Origin of the sequence: Nitrospirillum goiasense (assembly GCF_034427435.1) — a bacterium.
In the GTDB taxonomy this organism is placed as follows: Bacteria; Pseudomonadota; Alphaproteobacteria; order Azospirillales; family Azospirillaceae; genus Nitrospirillum.
In genome coordinates this window covers 553,402-579,814 of the sequence record NZ_JAXQNP010000004.1, presented here as the reverse complement: position 1 = coordinate 579,814, position 26,413 = coordinate 553,402, and the positions used below count along the sequence as shown (strand labels likewise).

27 protein-coding genes are annotated in these 26,413 nt (G+C 67.6%); 10 read left to right on the top strand and 17 right to left on the bottom strand.

Annotated features, from left to right (window positions below):
- Nucleotides 1–7: 7 nt before the first annotated feature.
- A complete protein-coding gene (locus ULB03_RS24420; protein WP_322485680.1) occupies nt 8–817 on the top strand; it encodes an amidohydrolase family protein in 810 nt (269 codons plus the stop codon).
- Here ULB03_RS24420 and ULB03_RS24415 read toward each other — a convergent pair.
- The 5 genes from ULB03_RS24415 to ULB03_RS24395 form a co-directional block, all read right to left on the bottom strand.
- On the bottom strand, nt 814–2,160 hold the full coding sequence (locus ULB03_RS24415) for a phospholipase D-like domain-containing protein (protein WP_322485679.1): 1,347 nt from the start codon (nt 2,158–2,160) through the stop codon (nt 814–816). The genes ULB03_RS24420 and ULB03_RS24415 overlap by 4 nt on opposite strands.
- Before the next feature lie 150 nt (nt 2,161–2,310).
- Nucleotides 2,311–3,039 (bottom strand): SDR family oxidoreductase, encoded by a 729-nt coding sequence (locus ULB03_RS24410; protein ID WP_322485678.1) that lies wholly within the window; start codon nt 3,037–3,039, stop codon nt 2,311–2,313.
- 100 nt (nt 3,040–3,139) lie between these two features.
- Nucleotides 3,140–4,345 (bottom strand): UxaA family hydrolase, encoded by a 1,206-nt coding sequence (locus tag ULB03_RS24405; RefSeq protein ID WP_322485677.1) that lies wholly within the window; start codon nt 4,343–4,345, stop codon nt 3,140–3,142.
- A gap of 1 nt (nt 4,346) precedes the next feature.
- Nucleotides 4,347–4,664: a UxaA family hydrolase gene (locus tag ULB03_RS24400; protein WP_145734147.1), complete on the bottom strand. Its 318-nt coding sequence runs from the start codon at nt 4,662–4,664 to the stop codon at nt 4,347–4,349.
- A gap of 40 nt (nt 4,665–4,704) precedes the next feature.
- Nucleotides 4,705–5,745: an aldo/keto reductase gene (locus ULB03_RS24395; protein ID WP_322485676.1), complete on the bottom strand. Its 1,041-nt coding sequence runs from the start codon at nt 5,743–5,745 to the stop codon at nt 4,705–4,707.
- Nucleotides 5,746–6,019: 274 nt separating this feature from the next.
- Between ULB03_RS24395 and ULB03_RS24390 the strand changes: the two genes are divergently transcribed.
- The gene (locus ULB03_RS24390; RefSeq protein WP_322486236.1) at nt 6,020–6,748 is read left to right on the top strand and encodes an IclR family transcriptional regulator; all 729 of its coding nucleotides are present in this window, start codon (nt 6,020–6,022) and stop codon (nt 6,746–6,748) included.
- Nucleotides 6,749–6,898: 150 nt separating this feature from the next.
- The gene (gene purU / locus ULB03_RS24385) at nt 6,899–7,783 is read left to right on the top strand and encodes a formyltetrahydrofolate deformylase (protein ID WP_322486235.1); all 885 of its coding nucleotides are present in this window, start codon (nt 6,899–6,901) and stop codon (nt 7,781–7,783) included.
- Nucleotides 7,784–7,852: 69 nt separating this feature from the next.
- On the opposite strand, the gene ULB03_RS24380 is transcribed toward purU, so the two are convergent.
- Nucleotides 7,853–8,575, bottom strand: a complete 723-nt coding sequence (locus ULB03_RS24380; protein WP_322485675.1) for a hypothetical protein — start codon at nt 8,573–8,575, stop codon at nt 7,853–7,855.
- 177 nt (nt 8,576–8,752) lie between these two features.
- A complete protein-coding gene (locus ULB03_RS24375) occupies nt 8,753–9,199 on the bottom strand; it encodes a MaoC family dehydratase (RefSeq protein ID WP_322485674.1) in 447 nt (148 codons plus the stop codon).
- Nucleotides 9,200–9,367: 168 nt separating this feature from the next.
- Here ULB03_RS24375 and ULB03_RS24370 point away from each other — a divergent pair, with 168 nt between their 5' ends.
- From ULB03_RS24370 to ULB03_RS24360, 3 genes are all read left to right on the top strand, one after another.
- Nucleotides 9,368–10,183, top strand: a complete 816-nt coding sequence (locus ULB03_RS24370) for an AzlC family ABC transporter permease (RefSeq protein WP_322485673.1) — start codon at nt 9,368–9,370, stop codon at nt 10,181–10,183.
- Nucleotides 10,180–10,500 carry an AzlD family protein gene (locus tag ULB03_RS24365; protein ID WP_145734138.1) on the top strand — a complete coding sequence of 107 codons (321 nt, stop codon included), beginning with the start codon at nt 10,180–10,182 and terminating at the stop codon, nt 10,498–10,500. The genes ULB03_RS24370 and ULB03_RS24365 overlap by 4 nt, the downstream gene beginning before the upstream one ends.
- Nucleotides 10,501–10,584: 84 nt before the next feature.
- A complete protein-coding gene (locus ULB03_RS24360; protein WP_322485672.1) occupies nt 10,585–11,448 on the top strand; it encodes a pirin family protein in 864 nt (287 codons plus the stop codon).
- Between the two features lie 12 nt (nt 11,449–11,460).
- On the opposite strand, the gene rraA is transcribed toward ULB03_RS24360, so the two are convergent.
- Nucleotides 11,461–11,937, bottom strand: a complete 477-nt coding sequence (gene rraA / locus ULB03_RS24355; RefSeq protein ID WP_322485671.1) for a ribonuclease E activity regulator RraA — start codon at nt 11,935–11,937, stop codon at nt 11,461–11,463.
- A 192-nt stretch (nt 11,938–12,129) separates the two neighbouring features.
- Between rraA and ULB03_RS24350 the strand changes: the two genes are divergently transcribed.
- Complete coding sequence (locus ULB03_RS24350; protein ID WP_322485670.1) at nt 12,130–12,507, top strand: hypothetical protein; 378 nt, start codon at nt 12,130–12,132, stop codon at nt 12,505–12,507.
- A 105-nt stretch (nt 12,508–12,612) separates the two neighbouring features.
- Here the strand turns inward: ULB03_RS24350 and ULB03_RS24345 are convergent, their stop codons facing one another.
- From ULB03_RS24345 to ULB03_RS24335, 3 genes are all read right to left on the bottom strand, one after another.
- Complete coding sequence (locus ULB03_RS24345; protein ID WP_322485669.1) at nt 12,613–14,454, bottom strand: phosphoenolpyruvate carboxykinase (GTP); 1,842 nt, start codon at nt 14,452–14,454, stop codon at nt 12,613–12,615.
- A 542-nt stretch (nt 14,455–14,996) separates the two neighbouring features.
- Nucleotides 14,997–16,280 (bottom strand): MFS transporter, encoded by a 1,284-nt coding sequence (gene tcuC, locus ULB03_RS24340; protein WP_322485668.1) that lies wholly within the window; start codon nt 16,278–16,280, stop codon nt 14,997–14,999.
- Between the two features lie 26 nt (nt 16,281–16,306).
- The gene (locus ULB03_RS24335) at nt 16,307–17,110 is read right to left on the bottom strand and encodes a substrate-binding domain-containing protein (protein WP_322485667.1); all 804 of its coding nucleotides are present in this window, start codon (nt 17,108–17,110) and stop codon (nt 16,307–16,309) included.
- Nucleotides 17,111–17,220: 110 nt separating this feature from the next.
- Here ULB03_RS24335 and ULB03_RS24330 point away from each other — a divergent pair, with 110 nt between their 5' ends.
- Nucleotides 17,221–18,117 carry a LysR family transcriptional regulator gene (locus tag ULB03_RS24330; RefSeq protein ID WP_322485666.1) on the top strand — a complete coding sequence of 299 codons (897 nt, stop codon included), beginning with the start codon at nt 17,221–17,223 and terminating at the stop codon, nt 18,115–18,117.
- A 7-nt stretch (nt 18,118–18,124) separates the two neighbouring features.
- Here ULB03_RS24330 and ULB03_RS24325 read toward each other — a convergent pair whose 3' ends face one another.
- The 5 genes from ULB03_RS24325 to ULB03_RS24305 form a co-directional block, all read right to left on the bottom strand.
- Complete coding sequence (locus tag ULB03_RS24325; protein ID WP_322485665.1) at nt 18,125–19,024, bottom strand: hydroxymethylglutaryl-CoA lyase; 900 nt, start codon at nt 19,022–19,024, stop codon at nt 18,125–18,127.
- Entirely contained in the window at nt 19,021–21,081 is a 2,061-nt protein-coding gene (locus tag ULB03_RS24320; protein ID WP_322485664.1) for an acetyl/propionyl/methylcrotonyl-CoA carboxylase subunit alpha, read from the bottom strand. The genes ULB03_RS24325 and ULB03_RS24320 overlap by 4 nt, the downstream gene beginning before the upstream one ends.
- Nucleotides 21,081–21,893 (bottom strand): enoyl-CoA hydratase/isomerase family protein, encoded by an 813-nt coding sequence (locus ULB03_RS24315; protein ID WP_322485663.1) that lies wholly within the window; start codon nt 21,891–21,893, stop codon nt 21,081–21,083. The genes ULB03_RS24320 and ULB03_RS24315 overlap by 1 nt, the downstream gene beginning before the upstream one ends.
- Nucleotides 21,894–21,903: 10 nt before the next feature.
- Nucleotides 21,904–23,511 carry a carboxyl transferase domain-containing protein gene (locus ULB03_RS24310; RefSeq protein ID WP_322485662.1) on the bottom strand — a complete coding sequence of 536 codons (1,608 nt, stop codon included), beginning with the start codon at nt 23,509–23,511 and terminating at the stop codon, nt 21,904–21,906.
- A 64-nt stretch (nt 23,512–23,575) separates the two neighbouring features.
- Nucleotides 23,576–24,754 carry an isovaleryl-CoA dehydrogenase gene (locus ULB03_RS24305; RefSeq protein WP_322485661.1) on the bottom strand — a complete coding sequence of 393 codons (1,179 nt, stop codon included), beginning with the start codon at nt 24,752–24,754 and terminating at the stop codon, nt 23,576–23,578.
- Between the two features lie 193 nt (nt 24,755–24,947).
- On the opposite strand from ULB03_RS24305, the gene ULB03_RS24300 reads away from it, so the two are divergent.
- Entirely contained in the window at nt 24,948–25,538 is a 591-nt protein-coding gene (locus ULB03_RS24300; protein ID WP_322485660.1) for a TetR/AcrR family transcriptional regulator, read from the top strand.
- Nucleotides 25,539–25,704: 166 nt separating this feature from the next.
- Nucleotides 25,705–26,040: a hypothetical protein gene (locus tag ULB03_RS24295; RefSeq protein ID WP_322485659.1), complete on the top strand. Its 336-nt coding sequence runs from the start codon at nt 25,705–25,707 to the stop codon at nt 26,038–26,040.
- A 49-nt stretch (nt 26,041–26,089) separates the two neighbouring features.
- On the opposite strand, the gene ULB03_RS24290 is transcribed toward ULB03_RS24295, so the two are convergent.
- Nucleotides 26,090–26,410 carry a hypothetical protein gene (locus ULB03_RS24290; RefSeq protein ID WP_322485658.1) on the bottom strand — a complete coding sequence of 107 codons (321 nt, stop codon included), beginning with the start codon at nt 26,408–26,410 and terminating at the stop codon, nt 26,090–26,092.
- Nucleotides 26,411–26,413: the final 3 nt, after the last annotated feature.

Sequence of the window (26,413 nt, the reverse complement as noted above, 5' to 3'; positions counted from 1 at the left end):
CCCGGCCATGATCGACGCCCATCAGCACATCTGGCGCCTGGGCCGCCATGGCTGCACCTGGCCGACGCCGGATCTGGCCGTCATCCACCGCGACCATGACGGGGCGGAGCTGGAGGCCCTGGCCGCCCCGCTGGGGCTCAGGGGCAGCGTGCTGGTCCAGTCCCAGCCCTGTGACGAAGATACCGATTATCTGCTGGCCGAGGCGGCGGCCCATCCCTTCATCCTGGGCGTGGTCGGCTGGGCGGACCTCAAGGCGGCGACGGCGCCCCGGCGTATCGCCGCCCTGGCGGAACAGCCCAAGATGCGCGGCCTGCGCCCCATGCTGCAGTCCCTGCCCGTGGACTGGATCGCCGACCCCGCCGTCGATGCGGCGGCCCGCGCCCTGGTCGCGCATGGCCTGACCTTCGACGCCCTGGTGCTGCCGCCCCACCTGCCGGCGTTGCTGGAATTCGCCCGCCGGCATCCCGGTTTGCCCATCGTCGTCGACCATGGCGCCAAGCCCTATATCGCGCGCGGCGAGATAGAGCCCTGGGCGGCCGACATGCGTGCCCTGGCCGCCCTGCCCCAGGTTCATGCCAAGCTGTCCGGTCTGCTGACCGAGGCCGGCGCCCGCACCACGGCCGAGGCGCTGCGGCCCTATGTCGACCTCTTGCTCGACGCCTTCAGTCCCGAGCGGCTGATGTGGGGCAGCGATTGGCCGGTGGTGAACCTGGCGGGCAGCTATGCCGGCTGGCTGGACATGGCGCGCGGCCTGGTGCCGGTGGCGGCCCATGCCGCCGTTTTCGGCGGCACGGCGCGGCGCTTCTACCGTCTTTAAAGCACGTCCTCCACCAGGCGGGCACCCCATTCGCCCAGGCGCTCATCCAGGCCGCGATGGCGCCATGCCTCGGGATCGATGGCCTTGGCATGGGTCAGATCCTGCTGGAACATGGCCTCCATCTCCCGCCCGAAGCCGGCGCCCAGCACCACGGCGTTGATTTCGTTGTTGAAGGCCACGCTGCGCCAGTCGAGGTTGGAGGAACCGACGGTGGACCAATCGCCGTCGATGACCGCCGTCTTGGCGTGCAGGATGGCGTCGGCGTATTCGTGGATGTGCACGCCGGCCGCCAGCAGGTCGCTGTAATAGCCACGCCCGGCCATGACCGACAGGGGGCTGTCGCTGGGGCCCGGCACCAGCACGGTCACGTCCACGCCCCGCCGCGCCGCCTGGCACAGCGCGCGGGCCAGGCCCGGCGTCGGCACGAAATAACCGGTGGTCAGGTGGATGGAGGTGCGCGCCAGCGCCACGGCCACCAGCAGGCTGCGATAGATCAGGGGCCGCCCCTCCGTCGGCGCGCCGCTGAGGGCCTGAAGCACCGTTTCGCCCGGCCGGGTGCGCGGTGTGGGCGGGGGCGCGCTCAGCGCCGGGGCGGCATCGGGTCCCTGGGCCTGCCGCTGCTGCGCCCACGTCTGGGCGTACAGGCTCTCAAACTCCGCCACCACCGGGCCGGCGACGCGCACGTCGGTATCGCGCCAGGGCCGCTGTTCGGGGTCGCTGTTCTCCGCGCCCCTGCTTTGCTCCCCGGGCCCTGCATGGTGGCGCCGGTCATAGACCGCGCTGATGTTCACGCCGCCCACGATGGCCACGGCGTTGTCCACGATCAGCAGCTTGCGATGGTCACGGCGGTTGACGTCCAGGGTCAGCAGGGCCGTCGGATCGACCGGGTTGAACGCCAGCAGGTTGACCCCGCCCTGGCGCAGGCGGGTGAAGACGCTGTCCGGGGTGTCCTGCGACCCCCAGGCGTCATAGATCAGGTTGACCTCCACCCCCTGCGCCCGCTTGGCCACCAGCTTTTCCGCGAAGCGTGACCCCTCCACCCCATCGAACTCATAGCTTTCCATGTCGATGCGGGTGCGGGCGCCATCAAGGGCGGCATCCATGGCGGCATAGGTTTCGGTGCCGCTGCGCAGCAGGGTGATGCTGTTGCCGCCGATGAAGGGCGCGCCGCCGATGATCTCCCCCTGCCGGCGCAGCAGGTCCAGCCGGCCGGCGGCATCCGCCGTGGCCAGCGCCCGGGCGATGTCGGGATCGGCCGAAGGCAGCGTGGCGCAGCCGGCGAGGCTGCCAGCCAGGGCAAAGGCGATAAGGGCGGTTTTGACGAAGCTTAGGCGGGGCGGCATGGACCGGATCGTGCCACCGCCATCCGCCGCAGGCCATTGCGACCAGCGGCGGAATGGGGCCTCATTTCCGGCTTAGATAGATGTATGACCAGTGGCGAGGGTGGTCTCCGCCACTGGAGGCCGGGACCCGGGGGCATTTGATGAAACTTCTTACGCCGTCCAGCCGCCGTCGATGACGTGGATGGCGCCGGTGGTGAAGGCCGAGGCGTCGCTGGCGAGGTAGAGCGCCAGTTCCGCGATTTCCTCCGGCCGGCCCAGGCGGCCCATGGGCTGGCGGGCGACGAAGGCGGCCTGCGCCGCGGCATAATCGCCGGTGGCGGCCAGGCGTTCATCCAGCGAGGGGGTCTGCACCGTGCCGGGGCAGATGGCGTTGCAGCGCACGCCCTTGCCCACGAAGTCGGCCGCGACCGATTTGGTCAGGCCGATGACGGCGGCCTTGGTCGCGCCATAGGCGAAGCGGTTGGGCACGCCCTTGATGGAACTGGCGACGGAGGACATGTTGACGATGCTGCCCCTGCCCGCTTCCAGCATGCCGGGCAGGAAGGCGCGGATGGTGCGGACCATGGCGGTGACGTTCAGGTCCCAGGAGAAGTCCCAGGCGCTGGCATCGCATTCCAGGATGGTGCCGGCATGGACGAAGCCGGCGCAGTTGAACAGCACGTCGATGGTGCCGACCTCCGCCGCCAGGGCGGCCACGTCCGCGTCGCTGCGCACGTCCAGCCGGCGGTGCTGGCAACCCGCCACCTCGGTCAGCTTGTCGGTGTTGATGTCGGTGGCGTAGACGGTGGCCCCTTCGCGCGCGAACAGCTCCGCCGCCGCCCGGCCGATGCCTTGCGCGGCGGCGGTCACCAGCGCCGTCTTTCCCTCTAAACGTCCCATGAGAGTCTTCCTTTGTTCCTCAAACGCCGGTGAGGCATCCGCCCCGTGGCTATCTCGTTGCGCCCTGCGCGCCATCCCCGGTGCACCACCCCTTGGGGGGCTAAGCGGCCCGCGTTGGCAGGCAGGCGGGGCCCACCGGTTCGAACGATTTATAGGTCAGGATGAATTCCTGGTGGCCCAGGGCCTCGGACACGGTGCGCTCGCCCGCCGCCGCCGCCTCGACCAGGCCCAGGATTTCGGCACCCACCTCATCCAGGGTGGCCTTGCCCTCCAGGATGCGGCCGGCGTTCACGTCCATGTCGTCCGACAGCCGGGTATATGTCTCCGGGTTGGCGCAGACCTTGATGACGGGGGAGATGGCGGAGCCGACGACCGAGCCGCGGCCGGTGGTGAACAGGATGACGTGGCTGCCCGACGCGATCAGTTCCACGATCTCCGCATTGTCGGAGATGTTGGGGAAGCCGAAGCGTGGTTCCCCATCCGGCACCACGTCCATGAGGTACAGGCCGCCCGACGGCGGGATGTCGCCCGGCTTGATCAGCCCGCTGATGGGCGAGGAGCCGGACTTGGAATAGGCGCCCATGGACTTTTCTTCCTGGGTGGTCAGGCCGCCCTCCGCATTGCCGGGGGCGAAGCTGCCGAAGCCCATGATGGTGTAATAGCGTTCCGCCTTCTGCACGCAGGCCTCGATCTCCGCGCCCAGTTCCGGCGTGACGGCGCGGTCGGACATGATGCGCTCGCAGCCCACCAGTTCGCCCGTCTCCTCGAAGATGCAGGTGGCACCTGCCTCGACCAGCCAGTCGAAGCAGCGGCCCACGGCCGGGTTGGCGGTGATGCCGCTGGTGCCGTCGGAGCCGCCGCAGATGGTGCCCACCACCAACTCATGGCGTGCCATGGGCACCACCGGCGTCTGGCCGGCGATGGCCTTCAGGCGGCCGACAGCCTCGCGTCCTGCCTCGATGGTGGCGCGGGTGCCGCCGGCCTGCTGGATGACCAGGGTTTCCACCGGCCGGCCGCTGGCGGCCACGGCCTGGCGCAGGGCCTCGCGGTTGAAGCTCTCGCAGCCCAGCGACACCAGCAGCACGCCGCCCACATTGGGGTGGGTGCACAGCTTGGTCATGATCTGGAAGGCGTAGCTGTTGGGATAACAGCCGGGGAAGCCGATCAGGTGCACGTCCATGTCGTCACTCAGCGTGACGATGCGGCGGGCCACATGGTGGGCGCATTCCACCAGGTAGGCGACCACGATGACGTTGCGGATGCCCTTGCGGCCGTCGCTTCTCAAAAACCCACGCATCTCAGCCATATCAGTGGCCCCCTTCGCTGCCGCCGACCACCTGTCGTGTATGGCTGGCGATGTAATCGCTTTTCATGTTGTGCATGTGGACATGGCCGCCGACATCCACCGCGGCGGTCATGGACCCGATGGGCGCGCCGTATTTCAACACCTTGTCGCCGGCGGCCAGGGCGCGGCGGGCCAGCTTGTGGCCCACGGTCACGTCCTGGGCCGCAGTGACGGGCGTGCCGTCGATGTCCAGGGCGTCGCCGGCGCGGATGGCGGCGCGAACGACCAGCACATTGTCATCCGGATGCAGCAGGATGAGGGGGGAGATGGGCGTGCTCATGCGGCTTTCGTCGTGTTGGGAGTTAGGGGCGTGTTGGGAGTTAGCGGGGCGCGGTTGGGGCGGTGGGAATTGGGGCCTCGGGGTGCAACAGGCCTTCGTCGCGCAGGGCCTGCCACAGCGCCGGTGGAATGGCGGTGTCCATCAGGGCGCGAGTGTGGGCCACCTGCGCCGCGTCCGCCATGCCGGGGATGACGCTGGCCACCACCGGGTGGGCCAGGGGGAACTGAAGGGCTGCTGCCGCCAGCGGCACCCCGAACCGGTCGCATGCCGCCTCCAGCCGCCGCACGCGGTCGACGATGGCGGCTGGTGCTGGCTCATAATTGTAGTACAGCGGCGCGGCCCCCCGGGTGCCGTTCACCAGGATGCCGGAATTGTAGGGACCGCCGACGATAACCTTCACCCCTCGGGCGGCGCAGGCGGGGAAGAAGCTGTCCAGCGCCGTCTGTTCCAGCAGGGTATACCGCCCGGCCAGCAACACCACGTCGAAGTCGGCGTGTCCCATGGCCTCCAGGCACACCTGCCACTCATTCACCCCCAGGCCGATGGCGCGCACCGCCCCCTGGTCGCGCAGTTCCCGCATGGCGCGATAGCCGCCGTCCAGGAATTGGCGGAAGTGGGTGGCGTGCGCGTCGCCGTGGGTTAGGGTGCCCAGGTCGTGGGCCAGCAGCAGGTCGATGCGCTGGCGGCCCAGCCGCCGCCGGCTTTCAGCGTAGGACCGCATGACGCCGTCATAGCTGTAGTCGAATATCGGCTCAAACGGGGCGGCGTCGGCGAAGCCGTGGCGCACGGGCCCGGCGTCCGGCGCCACCGGCACCAGCACCCGCCCCACCTTGGTCGACAGCAGCAACTCCTCCCGGGGGTCCAAATCAGCCAGCACGGCGCCCAGGCGGCTTTCGCTGAGGCCGAAGCCATAGTGTGGCGCGGTGTCGATATAGCGGATGCCGGCATCCACCGCCGCCGCGACGGCGGCGCGGGCCGCCCCCTCCTCCACCCGCTGATAAAGATTGCCAATGGCGGCCGCGCCGAAACCCAAGGGCGGCAGTCTTGGACAGCTGGGGGTGAAGATTGGAAAGGCGTCCATTCGGCGGCTACCGCTGCTAACTCCCGGGGTGGGGTGACTTTCATTCATATACGAAATCACCTTCCGCATATAAAATCGGTGGCGGCGACCCCGAAGTCAAGCGCGCTCACCATGTCTTGCCCCGCGCCACGTCAGGTGGCATAGCCCAAGAAGCGCAATTTCCAGGCCGGATACCCGCGATGACCGTCGACGCCCCCCTGCCCGACCTTGACACCCCCGATGATCTCACGGCCGACGGTGGGGGGAGGCTGTACGCAAGTACCGGGCGCCGGCGCTGGAAAAGGGTCTGGATATCCTGGAGTTGCTGGCCAGCCACGGCATGCCCATGACGCCATCGCAGATTTCAGTTCGGCTCGGCCGCTCGGTCAGTGAGCTGTTCCGTATGATCCAGGTGTTGGAGTTCCGGGGGTACATCGCGCCGGCCACGACGGCGGACGGCTATGAACTGACCAACAAGCTATTCACCTTGGGCATGGCGCGGGCGCCCGTGCGCACCTTGCTGGAGGCTGCCCTGCCGCTGATGCGCGACCTGACCCTGGCCATCGGCCAGTCCTGCCACCTGGCGGTGGCGTCGGACGACCAGATGGTGGTGGTGGCACGCATTGAGAATCCAGGGCATCTGGGCTTCTCCGTCCGTCCCGGCTATCACCGCAGCCTGGTGGAGGCGACCTCCGGCGTCGTGCTGTACGCCTTCCAGTCGCCGGACACCCAGGCCGTGTGGCGGGCCATGCTGGAGCGGTCCGTGGGGCCGGATCGGCTGGCCCGCTTCGTCGACCGTGCCGGTGCGGTGCGCGCCCGGGGATATGAGCAGGCGGCCAGCGACTACGTCATGGGGGTGATGGACTTGTCCACGCCGGTCATCGGCCCCACCGGCGCGGCGGTGGCGGCACTGACCGTGCCCTTCGTGCAGCATATCCCCCTGGTGCGGCCCCTGTCCGACACCATTGGGCTGCTGCAGGCGACCGCCCGCCAGATCGCGGGGGAACTGACGGAACGGGTGTGAGGATGGCCGCGCCGCGGCCCCGGTGCGCCTAAGGCATGGGGAGCCATGCACGCAGAAGGGGTGCGTCACGCGGCCGGTTTATGCTAGACCCGCGTAACTTCCTTCCAAATAATGCTCGCCTGCCTTGAGGAATAGTTCGCCGTGACGACGCTGCCGCCCCCCGCCCTTCACAGCCCCTATGTCCTGGTCCTGACCTGTCCCGACGTGAAGGGGGTGGTGGCCGCCGTCTCCAGCTATCTGGCGGACAATGACGCCTCGATCACCGAGTCCAACCACTTCAACGACCAGCTGAACAACAGCTTCTCCATGCGCACGGCCTTCCGCCCCGATGGCCCGGGTTTCCCGGATCTGGAGAGCCTGCGCCAGGGCTTTCAGTTGATCGCCCGCCGGTTCCGCATGGACTGGCAGCTGGTGGACATGACGGTGAAGCCCAAGGTGGTGATCGCCGTATCGAAGTTCGGGCACTGCCTGTACGATCTGCTGCACCGTGCCCGCTCCGGCTCCCTGCCCATCGACATTCCGGCCGTCATCTCCAACCATGACGACATGCGCTCCTTCGTGGAATGGAGCGGCATCCCCTATCACCACCTGCCGGTGAAGGGCGACCCAATGAAGCGGGATAAGGCGGCCCAGGAGGCCGCGTTCATGGACGTGGTGAAGCAGACGGGCGCCGACCTGGTGGTGCTGGCGCGTTACATGCAGATCCTGTCGGCCGACTTGTGCGGCCAGTTGTCGGGCCGGTGCATCAACATCCACCATTCCTTCCTGCCCAGCTTCAAGGGGGCCAAGCCCTATCACCAGGCGCATGCCCGCGGGGTGAAGCTGATCGGCGCCACCGCCCATTACGTGACCACCGATTTGGACGAGGGCCCCATCATCGAGCAGGGCATCGAGCGGGTGGACCATACCCAAACGCCGGAAGACCTGGTGGATATCGGCCGTGATATCGAATGCGCCGTCCTGGCCCGCGCCGTGCGCTGGCACATCGAACGCCGCATCCTGGTGACCGGCCAGAAGACCATCGTCTTCAGCTGATCCCGAAAGGCAAAGGGCGGGACCGGCCCCGTGGCCAGTCCCGCCCCTCCTGTCAGATCACATCAACGATCAGTGCGGCGCCACGCCCGTGGTGGCCGAGGTGCTGACCGAACCGTCGACCTTGGCGGAGGTGCCGGTCACGGACGCGCTTTCGTGGCTGCGCACGGTCGTCCGGTTCCGGGCGTTCACCCCGTGCTTGTCGCTGGACGCGCCGCCGCTGGTGTCAGCGGACAAGGTGGCGCCATCCTTGGTCGTGACCTTGGGAGGCGCTTCTCCAGAGGGAACTGACACGGTGGGCGCCGGGCCGCTGGCGGTGACGCGGGTGTTGCCGGTGGTCTGGGTGGTTCCGGCGGCGGTGCCGTCCGTCACGCCCATGGCGCCGGTCACGGTGCCGTTCTGCGCTTCCTGCGTGGTGGCTGCGGCATTGGCGGCGGCGTTGGCGTTCGCCTTCGCCGCTTCCGTCGCGGTGTCCGTGGTTGTCTTCACGGTCGTCGCGGCGCTGTCCACTGCCTGGCCGGCTTGGTTGACGGTGCCAGTGGCCGCCTGGGTGGCCGCCTGGGTGCCCGCCTGGGTGGTAGCGCGGGCGGCGCCCTGCACGGCGGTGGTCCCCTGGGCGTTTAGGGAGGTCCCGATCCCGGTGCCGCCCAGGTTCGCGCCGGCGGCGGTGTTCAGGGTGCTGTTCACGCCACCGGTGACGGCCCCCGTGGCGTGACCGCCGATCAGTTGGGCGTTGGCGGCCCCGGCCAGCAGGGTGGCCATGGCCACGCCACTCAGCAGAAGACGGGTGTTCATGATGCTCCTCCGTATCGCGGTGTGGCGGGCGCTTTTGAATGTTGGCGCCCGCCCTTGCTACGGAGGGCAGTTCAGCAAGCGATGATGGCGGCAATTCGGCAAATGATGGGATTTAATGGGCTGAATCCTTGCCGATCCGTCCCCGGCTTTTAAAATATTCCCGCAGATTTAATGGCGTTAAGGGTAGACGGCGGTCAGCCATTCCGCCGCCAGGGCCGGCTTTTCCTGTCCCTCGATTTCCACCGTGACGGTGCGTGTCAACAGCCAGCCGCCGCCTTTTTCCTCCACCTCCGTCAGGACCTGATGGCTGCGCACGCGGGCGCCGGCCGGCACCGGGGCCAGGAAGCGGATTTTGTTGAAGCCGTAATTCACCCCCTTGCCAGCATCCCGCACCTGCAGGGTCTGGTCGCTGAACGGGGCCAGCAGCGACAGGGTGAGGAATCCGTGGGCGATGGTGCCGCCCAGCGCCCCGGTGGCGCGCGGCACGTCGACATGGATCCACTGGTGGTCGCCGGTCGCATCGGCGAAGCGGTTGATGCGGTCCTGGTCCACCACCACCCAGTCGGACGGGCCCAGGTCGCGCCCCACCAGGCCGGGCAGTTCCGCCATGTCGACAACCAGCATTTCCTGTTCGCTCCTCTCTGTCATTGGCGCCGGCCTAGGTCGAAATTTCACGGCGCGTGCGGGGGCAGGATGCCAAATTGGCAGGGCAAGGGCACGGACTATGCAGTTCCCCAACGGCACCATTCCCCTACCATGGTCATCCATTCCAGCCCGACGAACGGATCGCCCATGACCGCCACCGTCCTTCCCGACGATGCCGCACCCGAGGGCGTGGTAATTGGGGGCGCCGCAATTGGGGCCGCCGCCCCGGACGAGAGGCCGGGCCGCTCCGTCTCCGCCGAATTCCGCCGCGGCTTGGCCGCCATGATGCCCATCCTGCTGGGCGTGGCGCCCTTCGCCCTGGTCCTGGGGTCGCAGGCGGCCATGAAGGGCCTGAGCCCGCTGGAGGTGGCGCTGATGTGCGGCCTGAACTTCGCCGGCGGGTCGGAGTTCGTGGCCATCGAACTGTGGCGCAGCCCGCCGCAAATCGCGCTGATCGCCGGCATGACCCTGCTGGTCAACTGCCGCCACCTGCTGATGGGGGCGGCCTTCGCCCGGCACCTGCGGTCCTTGCGTCCGTGGCAGGCGGCCCTGGTGCTGTTCGTCATGGCGGATGAGACCTGGGCCCTGGGCATGGACGACGCGCGCCGCCGCATGGCCGCCACCGGCCGGCCGGGGATCAGCCTGCCCTATTATGCCGGCCTGGCCGTCTCCCTGTATGTCGCCTGGGTGGCGGTGACAGTGGCGGGTGCCGTGGTCGGGCCGGTGCTGGGCAACCCGCACGCCTATGGTTTCGACATGGCCTTCACCGCCGTCTTCCTGGTGCTGGTCCGGGGGATGTGGAAGGGCTGGCGGCGAGCCCTGCCCTGGCCCGTCAGCCTGGGGGTCGCCGCCGTCACCCACCTGCTGGTGCCCGGCGCCTGGTACGTGCCGGCGGGAACGCTGGCCGGCCTGGCCGTCGCCTACGTCATCGCCGGATACGAAACGCGGGAGGCCGCGCCGTGAACGATCTCGCCCGTTATGTCGCCCTGGATGTGCCATCCCTGCTGGCCATCCTGTCCATGATGGCGGTGACCTACGGCACCCGTGTCGCCGGCTTCCTGGTGCTGCGCAACCGCAGCCTCAGCCCCCGCGCCACCGCGGTGCTGGAGGCGGTGCCGGGGGCCGTGCTGATTTCGGTCATCGCGCCGGCCTTTACCACCACCAACCCGGCGGACCTGGCCGGCCTGGCGGTCACGCTGGCCATGGCCTGCCGCTTCCCCATGCTGCCCACGGTGATCGTGGGGGTGGCGGCCACCGCGCTGTTGCGCCATGTGCTTTAAAATGAAGCGGCGGGCGCTCACCGGTTGATCCGCCGGGATGCCATAGGCATCCTCGGTGTCCAACAAACCCGTGGGGACAAGACCATGATCGAACTCGTCATCGACCAGCGGCGGCGCGACCTGGGCGGGTTCGAGGTCGGGCGCATCCTGCCCGTGGCCCAGCGCCGCCATGTCGGCCCCTTCGTCTTCTTCGACCATATGGGCCCGGTCGACTTCCCCAAGGGCATCCCGCTGGAGCGGGACGTGCGCCCGCATCCGCACATCGGCCTGTCCACCGTCACCTATCTGTTCGAGGGCGAGATCATGCACCGCGACAGCGTAGGCTCCGAACAGGCCATCCGGCCGGGCGAAGTCAACTGGATGACGGCCGGCAGCGGCATCACCCATTCCGAGCGGTTCGAGAAGGCGCGGGCCGAGGGCGGCCGCCTGCACGGCATTCAGGCCTGGGTGGCGCTGCCCGAGGCGGAGGAGGAGACCGACCCCAGCTTTCACCATTATGGCGCCGACGACCTGCCGACCTATGAGCACGGTGGCCTGTGGGCGCGCCTGGTGGCGGGTGAGGCGTTCGGGGCCAATGCCAAGGTCAAGACCCATTCCCCCATGTTCTACGTGCACTGGGTGCTGCAGCCCGGCACCAAGGCGCAACTGCCGGCCGAGTATCCGGAACGTGCCGCCTATGTCGCCGTCGGCTCGGTGGAGGTGGAGGGCAGGACGGTGGAGGCCGGCCACATGCTGGTCTTCGCGCCCGGCCAGCCGGTACTATTCACCGCCGTCACCCCCGCCGTGGTCATGTTGCTGGGCGGGGAGCCCTTGGGCCAGCGCTACATCGACTGGAACTTCGTCTCCTCCCGCAAGGAGCGCATCGAGCAGGCCAAGGCCGACTGGCGCGCCGGCCGCATGAAGCTGCCGGACCTGGACGACAAGGAATTCATTCCGCTGCCGGGTTAGATCCGGGTGGCTTCAGATCCGGGTGGCGCTGACGACGATGCCATCCTCATCGGCGTATAGCCAGGCGCCGGGGGTGAACTGCGCGCCGCCGAAGGACAGGGGCACATCCACCTGGCCAGCGCCGGTCTTGGTGCTTTTCTTCGGGTTGGTGCCCAGTGCCTTGATGCCCAGGTCGATATGGGCCAGGGCCACGCTGTCGCGCACGGCCCCCCACAGCACCAGGCCGGCCCAGCCGTGCTTGAACGCCAGGCCGGCGATGACGTCGCCCACCAGGGCGGTGCGCAGCGACCCATGGCCGTCCACCACCAGCACCGCGCCCTCGCCCGCCTCGGACAGCGTGTGCTTCAGCAAAGCGTTGTCCTCATGGCAGCGCACGGTGCGGATGGGGCCGTGGAAGGAAGCCCGCCCCCCGAAGGAGCGGAACTGGATTTCACAGCTTTGCAGGCTGTCCTCATAGGCGTCGACCAAGTCAGCGGTGCGGTGGGTCATGGCCGCCCTTCCCTTTTCTGCCGGTGCCGGAAGCGCTTATCTTATCGCGCCCACCAGGATCAGGCTTCCACAACTTTATAAATCTATTTTTGTGGGAAGCTCTCGCAAAAAGATGTATGAGAAAGCGGTGAGCCTGTGCGCGCTTAAGTTGCTGCGCGCCGGGTCGCCGCACAAGCAGCCCTGGAGGACAGCATGTACAACACAGCCACCTTCCCCGTGCCGGATGGCACCACGATCAAGATCAACGGTTTCACCAATTCCGCCTATTGGGCGCAGCGCATCGTGATCGAGGTCACCGGCCAACCGACGATCACTTGGGACGGCACCGGCGCCCAGGACAACAAGCTGGTGGGCCAGGTGGTCATCCCCCCCGGCAACGGCCGGACGGTCAGCATCACCATGTCCTATGATCCGGGTGGCGGTTACGCCCCGTCCACCGTCGTCAAGATCCCCTTCGACGACCCCAGCCTGACCGGCTTCGTCATCGGTGGCCAGGATGCCGGCGGCCGCCCCAATGGCCCGGCCAGTTGGAACACGGTGGCCTTCGTCTATTGGGCGAAGGGCTATTAGAGCGAGATGCGATCATGTCTGATCGCGTTCCGCTCTAATCGCGACCAGCCCTGAAGAAAGCCCCCGGATGGCGAACCATCTGGGGGCTTTTTACAAGGATCGGGCTCAGGCCGCTTCGCGGTTCTGGGCCAGGCGGTCCAGCAGGGCGTCCTGCTGGTCGATCAGTTCCTGGGGCGTGTCGCCGCCGAAGCGGCCGAACAGCTCCGACTGGTCGCGCAGTTCCGTCTCCGCCTCCACCGGATCCACCGCCATGACGGCCTCGAACTGGTCGTGGCCGAAGTCCAGGCCATCCCAGGTGAGGTCCTCATAGCGCGGCGTCAGGCCGAACAGGTTCTCCGCCGTCTCCGGCGCCCGCCCGTGGACACGGTCCACGATCCATTTCAGCACACGCATATTGTCGCCGAAGCCCGGCCAGGCGAACTTGCCGTCGTGGTCCTTGCGGAACCAGTTGACGCGGTAGATGCCCGGCAGGGTGTCGATCTTGCCGGCCATGTCCAGCCAATGGCGCCAGTACTCCGCCATGTTGTAGCCGCAGAAGGGCAGCATGGCGAAGGGATCGCGGCGGATGGCGGCCTGGCCCACGGCGGCGGCGGTCGCCTCCGATCCCAGGGTCGCCGCCCAGTACACGCCCTCGGTCCAGCCGCGGGTCTCGAACACCAGGGGGAAGGTGCGCGACAGCCGGCCGCCGAAGATGAAGGCGCTGATCGGCACGCCGGCGGGGTCCTCCCAGGCCGGGTCGATGCTGGGGCACTGGCTGGCCGGGGCGGTGAAGCGGGCGTTGGGGTGCGCCGCCTTGCGGCCGCTGGCGGGCGTCCAGTCCTTGCCCTCCCAATCGATCAGGTGGGCCGGCGGCGTTTCGGTCAGGCCCTCCCACCACACGTCGCCGTCATCGGTCAGGGCGCAGTTGGTGAAGATGACGTTGGCGTGCAGGGTCAGCAGGGCGTTGGGGTTGGACTTCAGGCTGGTGCCCGGCGCCACGCCGAAGAAGCCCGCCTCGGGATTGATGGCGCGCAGGGTGCCGTCCGGCGCCGGCTTGATCCAGGCGATGTCGTCGCCGATGGTGCGCACCTTCCAGCCGTTGAAGGCGGCGGGCGGCACCATCATGGCGAAGTTGGTCTTCCCACAAGCGGAGGGGAAGGCCGCCGCGACATAGGTCTTCTCGCCCTGCGGGCTTTCCACGCCCAGGATCAGCATGTGCTCCGCCAGCCAGCCCTCTTCCCGGCCCAAGACGGAGGCGATGCGCAAGGCGAAGCACTTCTTGCCCAATAGGGCGTTGCCGCCGTAGCCGGAGCCGTAGCTGATGATCTCATGCGTCTCGGGGAAGTGGACGATGTACTTGTGCTTGGCGTTGCAGGGCCAGGCCACGTCCTTCTGGCCGGCGGCCAGCGGGGCGCCCACGGAGTGCAGGCACTTCACGAAGTCGCCATCGCCCAACTGACGCAGCACCGCGGCACCCATGCGGGTCATGATGCGCATGTTCACGGCGACGTAGGGGCTGTCGGACAGCTGCACGCCGATGTGGGAAATGGGGGAACCCAGGGGCCCCATGCTGAAGGGCACGACGTAGAGCGTGCGGCCGCGCATGCTGCCCTTGAACAGGCCCTGCAGCGTCTGGCGCATTTCCTGCGGGTCGGCCCAATTGTTGGTGGGGCCGGCCTCCTCCACCGTCGGGCTGCAGATGAAGGTGCGATCCTCCACCCGGGCGACGTCGCCGGCATCGGACCGGCAGAGGAAGGAATTGGGGCGCTTGGCCGGGTTCAGGCGGATGAAGGTGCCCTGGGCCACCATCTCCTCGCACAGCCGGTCATATTCTTCCTGGCTGCCGTCGCACCAATGGACGGCGGCCGGCTGGCAATGGGCGGCGACCTCCTCAACCCAGCGCAGCAGGGCCTGGTTGGTGGTGGGGGCGCCGGTAAGGGAAGAGGATTTGGTGACGGTGCTGCTCATGGAATTCTTCTACCTTTCGATCCGCGAAACCGCTGGCGGCGGACCTGGCGGGCCCCGTCCTGTAAAGGTCTGGGGCAGGCGCCGGCCGATCGGCGAAAAGCGGTAAGGAGGCGGAATCGTTTCGAGAAGGGCCGGCGGCTGCGGCCGTCTGCCATGAAACGATGCCGCGCCGCTTTTTCCGGGCGCAGACGGTCATAAGGGTATGGGGCTTTAGAAAAGGCGCGATGATGACCGTTGACAGGTCAACTATGGGCGCGCGCCTCCCCGGCATCGGCCTGGCCGGATGCATCGGGGACATAGCCCCGTGAGCGGGATCGTCGATGGATTCCGTGCATGAAGGTCATTGTGCGCTACTCCCCGAAGTTGAGTACGGGTGGGCCGGTCTTTGCCGCCAGCTCCACCCCTGACTATGGCCGGCCCTGTCGTCGGGCTCGTGCCATATCCATTTTCTACCGCCCGGTCCCCGGATGTCCAGTGGCTTGGCTGTGTCAACGGCGGGGACAGGGCGGCGTGGCCGCCCCGTGGACATCAACCCCCGGATATCAAACGGTATCCGCCACCATGCGCGCCGTGGCCGGGTCGCGACGGTAGATCATGAGGACCGACAGCAAGCCGCAGAGGGCGGCGGCGGCCATCCACCAACCGGGTGCGGCCTTGTCGTCCGTCACCTCGATCAGCCAGGTGGACACCAGGGGGGTGAAGCCGCCGAACAGCGCCGTGGCCAGGCTGTAGGCCAGGGAAAACCCCACCGTCCGCACCTCCGGCGGCATCACTTCCGTCAGCGTCACCAGCGCCGCCGCGTTGTAGCTGGCATAGAGGAAGGACAGCCACAGCTCGGCGACCAGCATGGTGCCGAAGCTGACATTATGGACCAGCCAGCTCAGCACCGGATAGGCGGTCAGCATGGCCAGGACGGTGAACGTCATCAGCAGGGGGCGGCGCCCCACCTTGTCGGACAGCGCGCCCATCACGGGCAGCCAGATGAAATTGGACAGGCCGACGCAGAAGGTCAGCAGCAGGCTGTCGCCGGCGCTCAGCTTCAGCACGCTCTTGCCATAGGTCGGGGCATAGACGGTGATAAGGTAGAAGGAGACGGTGGTCATCACCACCATCATCATGCCCGCCAGCACCAGCCGCCAGTTGGCGGCGATGGACAGGACGCTTTCCCGGAAACTGGGATGATGCGTGCGGGCCTGGAACGCCGCCGTTTCCTGCAAGGACCGGCGAATGACGAAGATCACCGGCACGATCAGGCAACCGATGAAGAAGGGGATGCGCCAGGCCCAGTCATGGACCTGCTGCGCCGACAGGACCTGGTTCAGCCCATAGCCGATGAGGGCCGCGGCCATGATCGCCGCCTGCTGGCTGGCGGATTGCCAACTGACGTAGAAGCCCTTGGTGTTGGGCGTGGCCATCTCCGCCAGGTAGACCGAGACGCCGCCCATCTCCACCCCGGCGGAAAAGCCCTGCAACAGGCGGCCGATCAGCACCAGGGCGGGGGCCAACAGCCCGATGCTGGCATACCCGGGCACGAAGGCGATCAGCACCGTGCCCAGCGCCATGATGGCCAGCGTCAGCACCAGGCCCTTGCTGCGTCCGATCCGGTCGATGTAGCTGCCCAGGATGACCGCGCCCACCGGCCGCATCAGGAACCCCGCCCCAAAGGTGGCGAAGGTCAGCATCAGCGACGCGGTGTCGTTCCCGCTGGGGAAGAACGTGTTGGCGATGTAGGGCGCGTAGAAGCCGTAAAGGAAGAAATCGAACATTTCCAGGAAGTTGCCGCTTGTCACGCGCAGCACGGTGGCCAGCCTGGACGACTGTTTCATGGGGGAACCTGGCATCGGGACGATCCTCAGCGACCAGCTGTGTTGGCGGGCACCAGCCCGGATTTGATGATCAGGGGTGCCGCCTCCGGCGACGACAGGAAGGCGATCAGCTCTTCGGCCGCCGCCTTGTCTTTGGTCCCGGCGGCGATGCCGATGGAGAACGGGGTCACCTTCTGGGCGTCCTCGGGCAAAGGCCCGACGATATCGATGCCGGACAACGGCAATAGCTCGCTGATCTGTTGGAAGCCGATCTCCGCCTCGCCACGCGCGACCACGGCGCCGACTGGTTCGGCCGGGATCATCCGCGCCTTGCCCTTCATGGCGTCGGCGATGCCCAGGCGCTCGAACAGGACTGTCGACAGGAAGACGCCGCTGGCGCTGTCCGAATAGGCGATGGACTTGGCGTCCAGCAGCACCTTCTTCAAAGCGGCGACGGTCGAAATGTCCGGGTGCGGGGCGCCCGCCTTGACGGCCATGCCGATTTTGGACAGGGCCAGGACCCGGTGGTCGGCGTCCATCACCTCCCCTTCCCGCACCAGCTTGTCCAGGCTGTCGCCCACCATGATGACGACGTCGATATCCTGGTGCTGGTGCAGTCGATTGGGGATGGACTGCGGCGTATCGCCCATGGAGGGGCCCCACACGGAAACCAGCGTATGTCCGGTGCGCTTTTCAAACTCGGGCGCAAGCGCCTTGTAGGCGGCGGCGAAGCCACCGGAACTAGCCACGTGCAGGTCCGCCGCGCCAGCCGGCAAGGGCGCCACCAGCATCAGCAGGGCGAGCGCGCGCGAAATGACGCCGCCCGTTGAACGGGGGTCACTTCCGGTCATTTCCGTCTCCTCCGGTTTTAATATCTCAGCCATAGTGCGATGGCCCACGGTGGACAGGAATTGCATTTATCTTCTCAATTGATAACTATACCGTATCAATTGGGGGTGCCATGCGGCTGGATTTCGAATTTGGCGAGGTGCTGGCCTTCGTCACCGTGGCGCAGACGCTGAACTTCCGCGCGGCGGCGGATCGGCTGTACATCTCCCAGCCCGCCTTGAGCCGGCGGATCGAAAAGCTGGAGGCGGCGCTGGACATGCGCCTGTTGGAACGCACCACGCGCAAGGTGGAGTTGACGGATGCCGGCCGGCAGTTCCTGAACCACGCCGTCGTCATTCTGGAGGAACTGGATTTGGCCCGCGCCAGCATGGTTGAGCGCGCCAGCAGGGCCAAGCAGCTGGTGACGGTGGCCTGTGTGCCCTCCGTGGCCAACCACGTCTTGCCGGAAATCCTGCATCTCTATGCTGAAACCCATGCGGGCGTGCGCATCCGGGTCATCGACGAAAGCGCCGGCAAGGTGCTGGACGCCGTGTTGGACGGCGAGGCCGATATCGGCATCAGCTTCCTGGGGGCCCAGAACGCGGATATCGACTTCACGCCCATGCGTAGCGAACCCTACGTGCTGGCCGTCCGGCGGGATCATCCGCTGGCGGTCGCGACGACGGCCCGCTGGGCGGATCTGGAGAGGGAACGCTTGATCGCCGTTTCACTGAACAGCGGCAACCGGGTGCTGATCGAAAACGTGCTGGCCAGCCTGCCGCGCCGCCCCACCATCCATTATGAGGCCAACCATGTCGCCGGGGCGCTGGGGCTGGTATCCGCCGGGCTGGGGGTCGCGGTGCTTCCCGGCTTGGCCCTGGCCAATGACGCCTATCCCGGGCTGGTCGGCCTGCCCATGCGGGAACCGGAGCTGAGCCGCACCCTGGGTCTGCTCACCCGGGCCGGGGCCCGGCTCAGCCAGGCCGCCACCGCGCTTCAAGACCTGGTGCTGCAACAGATCAGCGGCTAGTGGCGCCTCATGCCTTCTTGGCCAGCAGGGCGCGGCCGGCGCGGCTGGCGTTGGGGCGGCCGATGGCGTCCGAGATCCAGCGGCCGATGGCCGCGAGCGCGTCCAGGTCCACGCCGGTGGACAGCCCCTGCCCCTCCAGCATGTAGACCACGTCCTCCGTCGCCACGTTGCCGGTGGCCCCCTTGGCGTAGGGGCAGCCGCCCAGGCCCGCGACCGAGCTGTCGATGACCCGGATCCCCTCGTCCAGGCTGGCCAGCAGGTTGGCCAGCGCCTGGCCGTAGGTGTCGTGGAAATGGGCGGCCAGCTTCGCCACCGGGACCTCTTGGGCGACACGGCGGATCAGGGCCGCGGCCTTGGCCGGAGTGCCCACGCCGATGGTGTCGCCCAGCGAGATCTCGGCGCAGCCCAATTCCACCAGCCGGGCCGACACCTCCGCCACTTTGGCGGGGTCGATCGCGCCCTCATACGGGCAGCCCAGCACGCAGGAGACATAGCCGCGCACGGCGATGCCGTTGTCACGGGCCAGGCGCGCCACGGGGGCGAAGCGGTCCAGGCTTTCCGCGATGGAACAGTTGATGTTGCGTTGGGAGAAGGCCTCCGACGCGGCGGCGAAGACGGCGATTTCCGTCACGCCCGCCGCCAGAGCCTGGGTTAAGCCGCGCTCATTGGGCACCAGCACGGGATAGCTGACGCCCGCTTGCCGCCGGATGCGGCCCAGTACCTCGGCCGTGTCCGCCATCTGCGGCACCCATTTGGGCGACACGAAGGCCCCCGCCTCCACCACCGTCAGGCCGGTGGCCGACAGCCGGTCGATCAGGGCCACCTTGGTGTCGGTGGGCACCAGGGCGGCCTCGTTTTGCAGGCCATCGCGGGGGCCGACCTCGACGATCCTCACGGCGGCGCTCATGCCTCGTCTCCGGTCACGATGATCAATTCGGCGCCGTCCGGCACCTGGTCACCGACGGCATAGCGCACGGTCTCCACCGTGCCGGGGCCTTGCGCCTTGATGGTGTGTTCCATCTTCATGGCCTCCAGCACCACCAGGGCCTGCCCCTTCTCCACCCTGTCCCCCGTCGCCACCAGTACGGCGATCACCTTGCCCGGCATGGGCGCCACCAGACGCCCGCCGCCGCCGGCATCGACCATGCCGACGTCCAGCGGATCGATGAGGGTGAGGCGGTGGTGCCGGCCGGGACGGAACAGGTCCAGCTCCCGCCCCCGGCGTGACCAGCCGGCCGTCAGCCGGCGTCCGCCGACCTCGGCCACCAGCCGGCCGCCCCCATGGGCGGCGTCGGGCTCGAAACGGGCATGGCCCGCCAGCTCCTCGCCATTGGGCAGGGTGATGTCGAAGCCGCCGTCGCGCCGGCGGCAGGCCCGAACCTCCAGCGGTTCGCCGCCCTCTTGCCCCGTGGTGAAGGTCAGAACCTCCGGCACGGCGTCGTTCAGGCGCCAACTGTCGCCGGTGGCCCAGGGGCTCCACGGGTCCTTGGTCCGGGCGGCGGCGGCCACCGTCTCCGCCTTGCGCTCCAGCAGCACGCCCAGCGCGGCCAGCGCCAGGACGTCGCCGGCAGGGGCCGCCGGCGGGGGCAGCAGGTCGGCCTGGTGGCGCTCGATGAAACGGGTGTCCAGGTCGGCCGCCAGGAAGCCGGGGTGGCCTGCGATGGCCGCCAGGAAGGGGATGTTGGCCGACAGGCCGCCGACCTCGGTTTCCGCCAGCGCCTGCCGCAGGCGGCGCACCGCGGCGGGGCGGTCCACGTCCCACACGATCAGCTTGGCGATCATGGGGTCATAATGGATGGAGATGGCGTCGCCCTGGCGCACACCCGTGTCCACGCGCACATGCCCGCCCGATGCCGGCCCGGCCTGGGGGAAACGCAGGTGCGACAGCGTGCCGGTTTGCGGCAGGAAGCCCTTGTCCGGATCCTCCGCGTATAGCCGCACCTCGATGGCGTGGCCGTTCACCGCCAGCTCGCTCTGGCTCAGCGGCAGGGTGCCGCCAGCCGCCACCCGCAGCTGCCATTCCACCAGGTCCTGGCCGGTGATGTACTCCGTCACCGGATGTTCCACCTGCAAGCGGGTGTTCATCTCCATGAAGTAGAAACGGCCGTCGCCGCCCGTCTCCACGGGGTCCAGCAGGAATTCCACCGTGCCGGCGCCGACATAGCCGATGGCCTTGGCCGCCGCCACCGCCGCGGCCCCCATCTCCTGCCGCAGTTCCAGCGGCAGGTTGGGTGCCGGCGCCTCCTCCACCACCTTCTGGTGGCGCCGCTGGATGGAGCAGTCACGCTCGAACAGGTAGACGCAGTTGCCATGGCTGTCGGCGAACACCTGGATTTCCACATGGCGCGGGCGGCCCAGGTACTTTTCGATCAGCACCCGGTCATTGCCGAAGGCGGCCTGGGCCTCGCGCTTGGCGGAGGCCAACTGCTCATGGAAGTCTTCCGCCGAGGTGGCGACCTTCATGCCCTTGCCGCCACCGCCGGCCGACGCCTTGATCAGCACGGGGTAGCCGATGCGGGCCGCCTCCGCCGCCAGCACGCCGCTGTTCTGCTCCTCCCCATGGTATCCCGGCACCAGGGGGACGCCGGCGGTTTCCATCAGGGCCTTGGCCTCGGACTTGCCGCCCATGGCGCGGATGGCGCTGGCCGGCGGGCCGACGAAGATCAGGCCGGCGGCGGCGCAGGCCTCGGCGAAGCCGGCGTTTTCCGACAGGAAGCCGTAACCCGGGTGGATGGCCTGGGCCCCGGTGCGGGCGGCCGCGTCCAGGATGGCGTCCATGCGCAGGTAGCTGTCGCGGGCGGGCGCGGCGCCGATGCGCACCGCCTCATCCGCCAGCGCCACATGTAGGGCGCCCGCGTCGGCGTCGGAATAGACGGCCACGGTGCGGATGCCCAGGCGGCGGGCGGTGCGGATGATGCGGCAGGCGATTTCGCCGCGGTTGGCGATCAGCAGCGTCTCGATCATCACTTGTCCCCATCCCGGGTGGTTTCCTGGGGCTGGACCCAGGCGGCCTTGCGCTTGTCCAGGAAGGCGGCGACACCCTCCCGCCCTTCGTCACTGGCACGGATCAGGGCGATGCGCTCCGCCGTGTCGCTGATCAGATCGTCGGTCACCGGCCGGTTGGCGCAGTCGAAAACCAGGGCCTTGGCCGCCGTCTGGGCGGCGGGGCCGCCCTCGCCCAGGCGCTTCAGCAAGGTGGCGACGGCGCCGTCCAGCTGGTCGGCCGGCACCACCTGGTGCACCAGGCCCAGGGCCATGGCCTCCGCCGCGCTGAACCGTTCCGCCGTCAGGAAATAGCGGCGGCAGGCGCGCTCCCCCATGGCGGCCACGACATAGGGGCCGATGGTGGCGGGGATCAGGCCCAGCTTGACCTCCGACAGGCAGAAGGTGGCGCCCTCGGCCGCGATGGCGATGTCGCAGCAGGCGACCAGGCCCACGCCGCCGCCGAAGGCCGCGCCGTGGACCACGGCGATGGTGGGCTTGGGCGTCCGGTTGAGGGTACGCAGCATGGTGGCCAAGGCCAGGGCGTCGGCATGGTTCTGGTCGCGGCTGTAGCCCGCCATGCGCCGCATCCAGTCGAGGTCCGCCCCGGCGGAAAAGCTGGGGCCATTGCCCTTCAGCAGGATGGCGCGCACCTGCGGGTCAGCGCCCAGTTGTTCGAACAACTGGGTCAGCTCGGCGATCACGCCCTCGTTGAAGGCGTTGTGCAGGGCCGGCCGGTCCAGGGTGACGGTGGCGATCCCCGCTTGATCCACGGTGGCAAGAACATCGGTCATGGTCTTGATCTCACATCCGGAAGACGCCGTAGGTGGTCGGTTCCACCGGGGCGTTGAGGGCGGCGGAGAGGGAGAGCGCCAGCACCATGCGCGTCTCGGCGGGGTCGATGATGCCGTCGTCCCACAGGCGGGCGCTGGCGTAATAGGGGTGGCCCTGGTGCTCATACTGGGCGCGTATGGGGGCCTTGAACGCCTCCTCCTCCTCCGCGCTCCAGCTCTTGCCCTGGGCTTCCAGCCCGTCGCGCTTCACGGTGGCCAGCACGCCGGCGGCCTGCTCCCCGCCCATGACGCTGATACGGGCGTTGGGCCACATGTAGAGGAAGCGGGGGGAATAGCCCCGGCCGCACATGCCGTAATTGCCGGCGCCGAAGCTGCCGCCGATGATGACGGTGAACTTGGGCACCTTGGCACAGGCCACGGCCGTCACCAGCTTGGCGCCATCCTTGGCGATGCCCGCGTTCTCATACTTCTGCCCGACCATGAAGCCGGTGATGTTCTGCAGGAAAATCAGCGGGATGCCGCGCTGGTTGCACAGCTCGATGAAGTGCGCGCCCTTCAGCGCGCTTTCCGAGAAGAGGATGCCGTTGTTGGCGATGATGCCGACGGGATAGCCCCACAAATGGGCGAAGCCGCAGACCAGCGTGGTGCCGTACAACTGCTTGAACTCATCGAACTCCGACCCATCGACCAGGCGGGCGATGATCTCGCGCACGTCGAAGGGCTTGCGGCTGTCGGTGGGGATGATGCCGTAGATTTCCTCGGCGGCGTACTTGGGCGCCACCGGCTCGCGCAGGGCCAGGGCCGGCGCCTTCACCCGGTTCAAATTGCCGACGATGCGCCGGGCGATGGCCAGGGCGTGGGCGTCGTTCTGGGCCAGATGGTCGGTGACGCCGCTGGTGCGGCTGTGCACGTCGGCGCCGCCCAGATCCTCCGCACTCACCACCTCACCCGTGGCGGCCTTCACCAGCGGCGGGCCGCCCAGGAAGATGGTGCCCTGGTTGCGGACGATGATGGATTCGTCCGCCATGGCCGGGACATAGGCGCCGCCCGCCGTGCAACTACCCATGACCACGGCGATCTGGGGGATGCCGGCGGCCGACATGGTGGCCTGGTTGTAGAAGATGCGGCCGAAATGGTCGCGGTCGGGGAAAACCTCGTCCTGGTTGGGCAGGTTGGCGCCGCCGCTGTCCACCAGATAGACGCAAGGCAGGTTGTTCTCCCGCGCGATCTCCTGCGCCCGCAGGTGCTTCTTCACCGTCAGGGGATAGTAGGTGCCGCCCTTGACCGTGGCGTCGTTGGCCACCACCACGCACTCGGTGCCGGAGACGCGGCCGATGCCGGTCAGGATGCCCGCCGCCGGCACCACGTCGTCATAGACGCCATGGGCGGCCAGTTGTGAGAACTCCAGCCACGGGCTGCCCGGGTCCAACAGGTGGCGCACCCGGTCGCGGGGCAGCAGCTTGCCGCGCGACAGATGCTTGGCCCGCGCCTTCTCGCCCCCACCCTGCTTGATGCCGGTGACGGTGGTGTGCAGGTCATCGACCAGGGACCGCATGGCCGCCGTATTGTCGGCGAAGGCGGCGGCGCGGGTGTCGATCTGGGAAATCAGCTGGGGCATGACGCGGGTGTTCCTCCCCCTTCAGGCACGAAACAGGTTGCCAGGCAAATGGGTCAGGCGGATTTCAATTGGCGCTTTCGCGGAACAGTTCCCGCCCGATCAGCATGCGGCGGATCTCCGAGGTGCCAGCGCCGATCTCATACAGCTTGGCGTCGCGCAGCAGCCGGCCGGTGGCGTATTCGTTGATATAGCCGTTGCCGCCCAGGACCTGGATGGCGTCCAGCGCGCACTTGGTGGCGCTTTCGGCGGCCAGCAGGATGGATCCTGCCGCGTCCTTGCGGGTGATCTTCTTGGCATCCGCCGCGCGGCCCACAGCGTAGACATAGGCGCGGGCGGAGTTCAGGGCCACGTACATGTCCGCGACCTTGCCCTGGATGAACTGGAACTCGCCGATGGGCTGGCCGAACTGCTCCCGATCATGGATATAGGGCACGACCACGTCCAGGCAGGCCTGCATGATGCCGATGGGGCCGGCGGCCAGCACGGCGCGCTCATAGTCCAAACCGCTCATCAGCACGCGGACGCCGCCGCCCACCTGGCCCAGGATGTTCTCCTCCGGAACCTCGCAGTCCTCGAACACCAGTTCGCCGGTGTGGCTGCCGCGCATGCCCAGCTTGTCCAGCTTCTGCGCGCAGGAAAAACCCTTGAAGCCCTTCTCGATCAGGAAGGCGGTAATGCCCTTGGGGCCGGCGCTCGGGTCGGTCTTGGCGTAGACCACCAGGGTGTCGGCGTCGGGGCCGTTGGTGATCCACATCTTGGTGCCGTTCAGGACGTAGCGGTCGCCCCGGCGCTCGGCCTTCAGCTTCATGGACACGACGTCAGACCCGGCGCCGGGCTCACTCATGGCCAGGGCGCCGACATGCTCCCCCGAGATCAGCTTGGGCAGGTAGCGCCGCTTCTGTTCGGCCGAGCCGTTCAAGCGGATCTGGTTGACGCACAGGTTGGAATGGGCGCCGTAGCTGAGACCCACGGAGGCGGAGGCGCGGCTGATCTCCTCCATCGCCACCATGTGCTCGACATAGCCCATGGCGGCCCCGCCGTACTCCTCCTCCGCCGTCACACCCAGCACACCCAGGTCGCCCAGCTTGCGCCACAGGTCCATGGGGAACTGGTCGGTGCGGTCGATCTCCGCCGCGCGCGGGGCGATCTCCGCCGCCGAGAAGGACGCCACGGCGTCGCGCAGCATGTCGGCGGTTTCGCCAAGGCCAAAATCCATGGTGGGGAACGCGGCGGAGATCGACATGGCGGGCTTGTCCTCCCTCGGGGAATGTGAGATTGCTTATTTACAAACGGTCATACGTTTCTTTCGGGCGGGCCGCAAGGGTGATTTAGGGACCAAATGGGGCGTGATCTTGACGGCCGCCAGCGGCGGGCTGAAAAGTCGCGGGCACCGGTGGACCTAAGCCCCGGAAACATCAGGAATTGGATTTTTCGGCATGGTGCGGACGGTGGGCTCACGCGGGCCCAAGACGATGGAGGCGATCCGCGCGGCGGGCCTGCGCCTGATCCGGCAGCATGGCTATGAGGCCATCACCCTGCGCCAGCTTGGGCAAGAGGTGGGGATCCAGCCGGGCTCGATGTACAACTACATCCAGTCCAAGCAGGACCTGCTTTTCATCCTCATCCGCGACCACATGGTGGCCCTGTCGGCCGAGGTGGCGACGGCGCTGGACGGGGCGGCCGATCCCCTGGACCGATTGCGGCGCTTCATCCGCTTCCACGTTTCCTACCACATCCGCCGCACGGATGAGGTGTTCATCGGCGGCTCCGAACTGCGCAGCCTGGAGGGCGAGAACCGTACCGCCATCCTGGCCATGCGCCGGGATTATGAGCGCCTGCTGGTCACCATCCTGCAGGACGGCATGGCCGCCGGCCAATTCAAGCGCACCGACCCGCCGGTGACCGCCTACGCCATCCTGGCCATGCTGACCGGCGTCTGCACCTGGTACAACCCCGCCGGCCGCATGGGGGAAGAGGAGCTGATCCGCCTGCACCAGGACATGATCCTGGGCGGGGTGCTGGCGTGAAAACGGCCCTGCCCCACCGATGGTGCGCGGCGATGGCGCTTGGCCTCCTGGCTATGTTCGCGCCGCGTGTCGTGGCGGCTGCTTTCTGCCCCACCCAGCGGGCCGCCGCGCAAACCTATCCGCTTTGACGCGATCTGCCCCGGATGTGCGCTGGGATGCGGAGTCCATGGTGTGTGGCGACGTCAACGGCGATGGTATTCCGGACCAAGCGGTTTTGGGATATCGCGACCACCTGCTTATCCTGGCCATACGCCGGGGAGGCCAGCCTCGGCCCCAAATCCTGCAATTCGCGATTGGCGGCGGGGTTCAACAGGGCTTCTGCAGCCTGCCGGTCACGTTGCGCACAAGCGAGCTGGTTTGCGACACGGAAGAAGGCCTGTTGTACGGCTGCAAGGCTGGCAAAGGCGTGGTGGCGCTGTCAATCGAGGACGGAGGCTGCGACCCGATCAATCTATACTGGAGCCACGAGGCGCAAGCCATGCTGTGGTGGCGCATGAAGTAGTGGAGGGCATCCCGACCGGCGATGTCACCGGTGCTGGCCGTTCAGCTGACTAAAATATATGAGCGATTAGGGATAGAAGAGAGAGGACGAATAAAAAAATCTGATTACCGATCGGGATCTTTATGCTTTTTCGATATATATCTATTTTCTCTGAGTGTTCGTTAATATTTGTCACAGCAACCATCAGAAATAGAAGACCAAAGATGATGGATAAAATTGCGAAGCAGGAGGATGCGATCAGAAAACCTCCACCTTTCTGCGAGTCTTTCAGCAGCCCCACGGAAAGGCCGATCACCGCGCTGGATAGCGTAATGATTTGCTTGCAAAGTTCGACGGCGATGTCGACAGACTTATGACGCAGTTCAGTCATGAT

Bases quoted from the DNA above. Each gene is read 5' to 3' on its own strand.
- ULB03_RS24420 (WP_322485680.1), top strand. From the start codon at position 8: ATGATCGACGCCCATCAGCACATCTGGCGCCTGGGCCGCCATGGCTGC.
- ULB03_RS24415 (WP_322485679.1), bottom strand. From the start codon at position 2,160: ATGCCGCCCCGCCTAAGCTTCGTCAAAACCGCCCTTATCGCCTTTGCC.
- ULB03_RS24410 (WP_322485678.1), bottom strand. From the start codon at position 3,039: ATGGGACGTTTAGAGGGAAAGACGGCGCTGGTGACCGCCGCCGCGCAA.
- ULB03_RS24405 (WP_322485677.1), bottom strand. From the start codon at position 4,345: ATGGCTGAGATGCGTGGGTTTTTGAGAAGCGACGGCCGCAAGGGCATC.
- ULB03_RS24400 (WP_145734147.1), bottom strand. From the start codon at position 4,664: ATGAGCACGCCCATCTCCCCCCTCATCCTGCTGCATCCGGATGACAAT.
- ULB03_RS24395 (WP_322485676.1), bottom strand. From the start codon at position 5,745: ATGGACGCCTTTCCAATCTTCACCCCCAGCTGTCCAAGACTGCCGCCC.
- ULB03_RS24380 (WP_322485675.1), bottom strand. From the start codon at position 8,575: ATGAACACCCGTCTTCTGCTGAGTGGCGTGGCCATGGCCACCCTGCTG.
- ULB03_RS24375 (WP_322485674.1), bottom strand. From the start codon at position 9,199: ATGCTGGTTGTCGACATGGCGGAACTGCCCGGCCTGGTGGGGCGCGAC.
- ULB03_RS24370 (WP_322485673.1), top strand. From the start codon at position 9,368: ATGACCGCCACCGTCCTTCCCGACGATGCCGCACCCGAGGGCGTGGTA.
- ULB03_RS24360 (WP_322485672.1), top strand. From the start codon at position 10,585: ATGATCGAACTCGTCATCGACCAGCGGCGGCGCGACCTGGGCGGGTTC.
- rraA (WP_322485671.1), bottom strand. From the start codon at position 11,937: ATGACCCACCGCACCGCTGACTTGGTCGACGCCTATGAGGACAGCCTG.
- ULB03_RS24350 (WP_322485670.1), top strand. From the start codon at position 12,130: ATGTACAACACAGCCACCTTCCCCGTGCCGGATGGCACCACGATCAAG.
- ULB03_RS24345 (WP_322485669.1), bottom strand. From the start codon at position 14,454: ATGAGCAGCACCGTCACCAAATCCTCTTCCCTTACCGGCGCCCCCACC.
- tcuC (WP_322485668.1), bottom strand. From the start codon at position 16,280: ATGAAACAGTCGTCCAGGCTGGCCACCGTGCTGCGCGTGACAAGCGGC.
- ULB03_RS24335 (WP_322485667.1), bottom strand. From the start codon at position 17,110: ATGACCGGAAGTGACCCCCGTTCAACGGGCGGCGTCATTTCGCGCGCG.
- ULB03_RS24330 (WP_322485666.1), top strand. From the start codon at position 17,221: ATGCGGCTGGATTTCGAATTTGGCGAGGTGCTGGCCTTCGTCACCGTG.
- ULB03_RS24325 (WP_322485665.1), bottom strand. From the start codon at position 19,024: ATGAGCGCCGCCGTGAGGATCGTCGAGGTCGGCCCCCGCGATGGCCTG.
- ULB03_RS24320 (WP_322485664.1), bottom strand. From the start codon at position 21,081: ATGATCGAGACGCTGCTGATCGCCAACCGCGGCGAAATCGCCTGCCGC.
- ULB03_RS24315 (WP_322485663.1), bottom strand. From the start codon at position 21,893: ATGACCGATGTTCTTGCCACCGTGGATCAAGCGGGGATCGCCACCGTC.
- ULB03_RS24310 (WP_322485662.1), bottom strand. From the start codon at position 23,511: ATGCCCCAGCTGATTTCCCAGATCGACACCCGCGCCGCCGCCTTCGCC.
- ULB03_RS24305 (WP_322485661.1), bottom strand. From the start codon at position 24,754: ATGTCGATCTCCGCCGCGTTCCCCACCATGGATTTTGGCCTTGGCGAA.
- ULB03_RS24300 (WP_322485660.1), top strand. From the start codon at position 24,948: ATGGTGCGGACGGTGGGCTCACGCGGGCCCAAGACGATGGAGGCGATC.
- ULB03_RS24295 (WP_322485659.1), top strand. From the start codon at position 25,705: ATGGTGTGTGGCGACGTCAACGGCGATGGTATTCCGGACCAAGCGGTT.
- ULB03_RS24290 (WP_322485658.1), bottom strand. From the start codon at position 26,410: ATGACTGAACTGCGTCATAAGTCTGTCGACATCGCCGTCGAACTTTGC.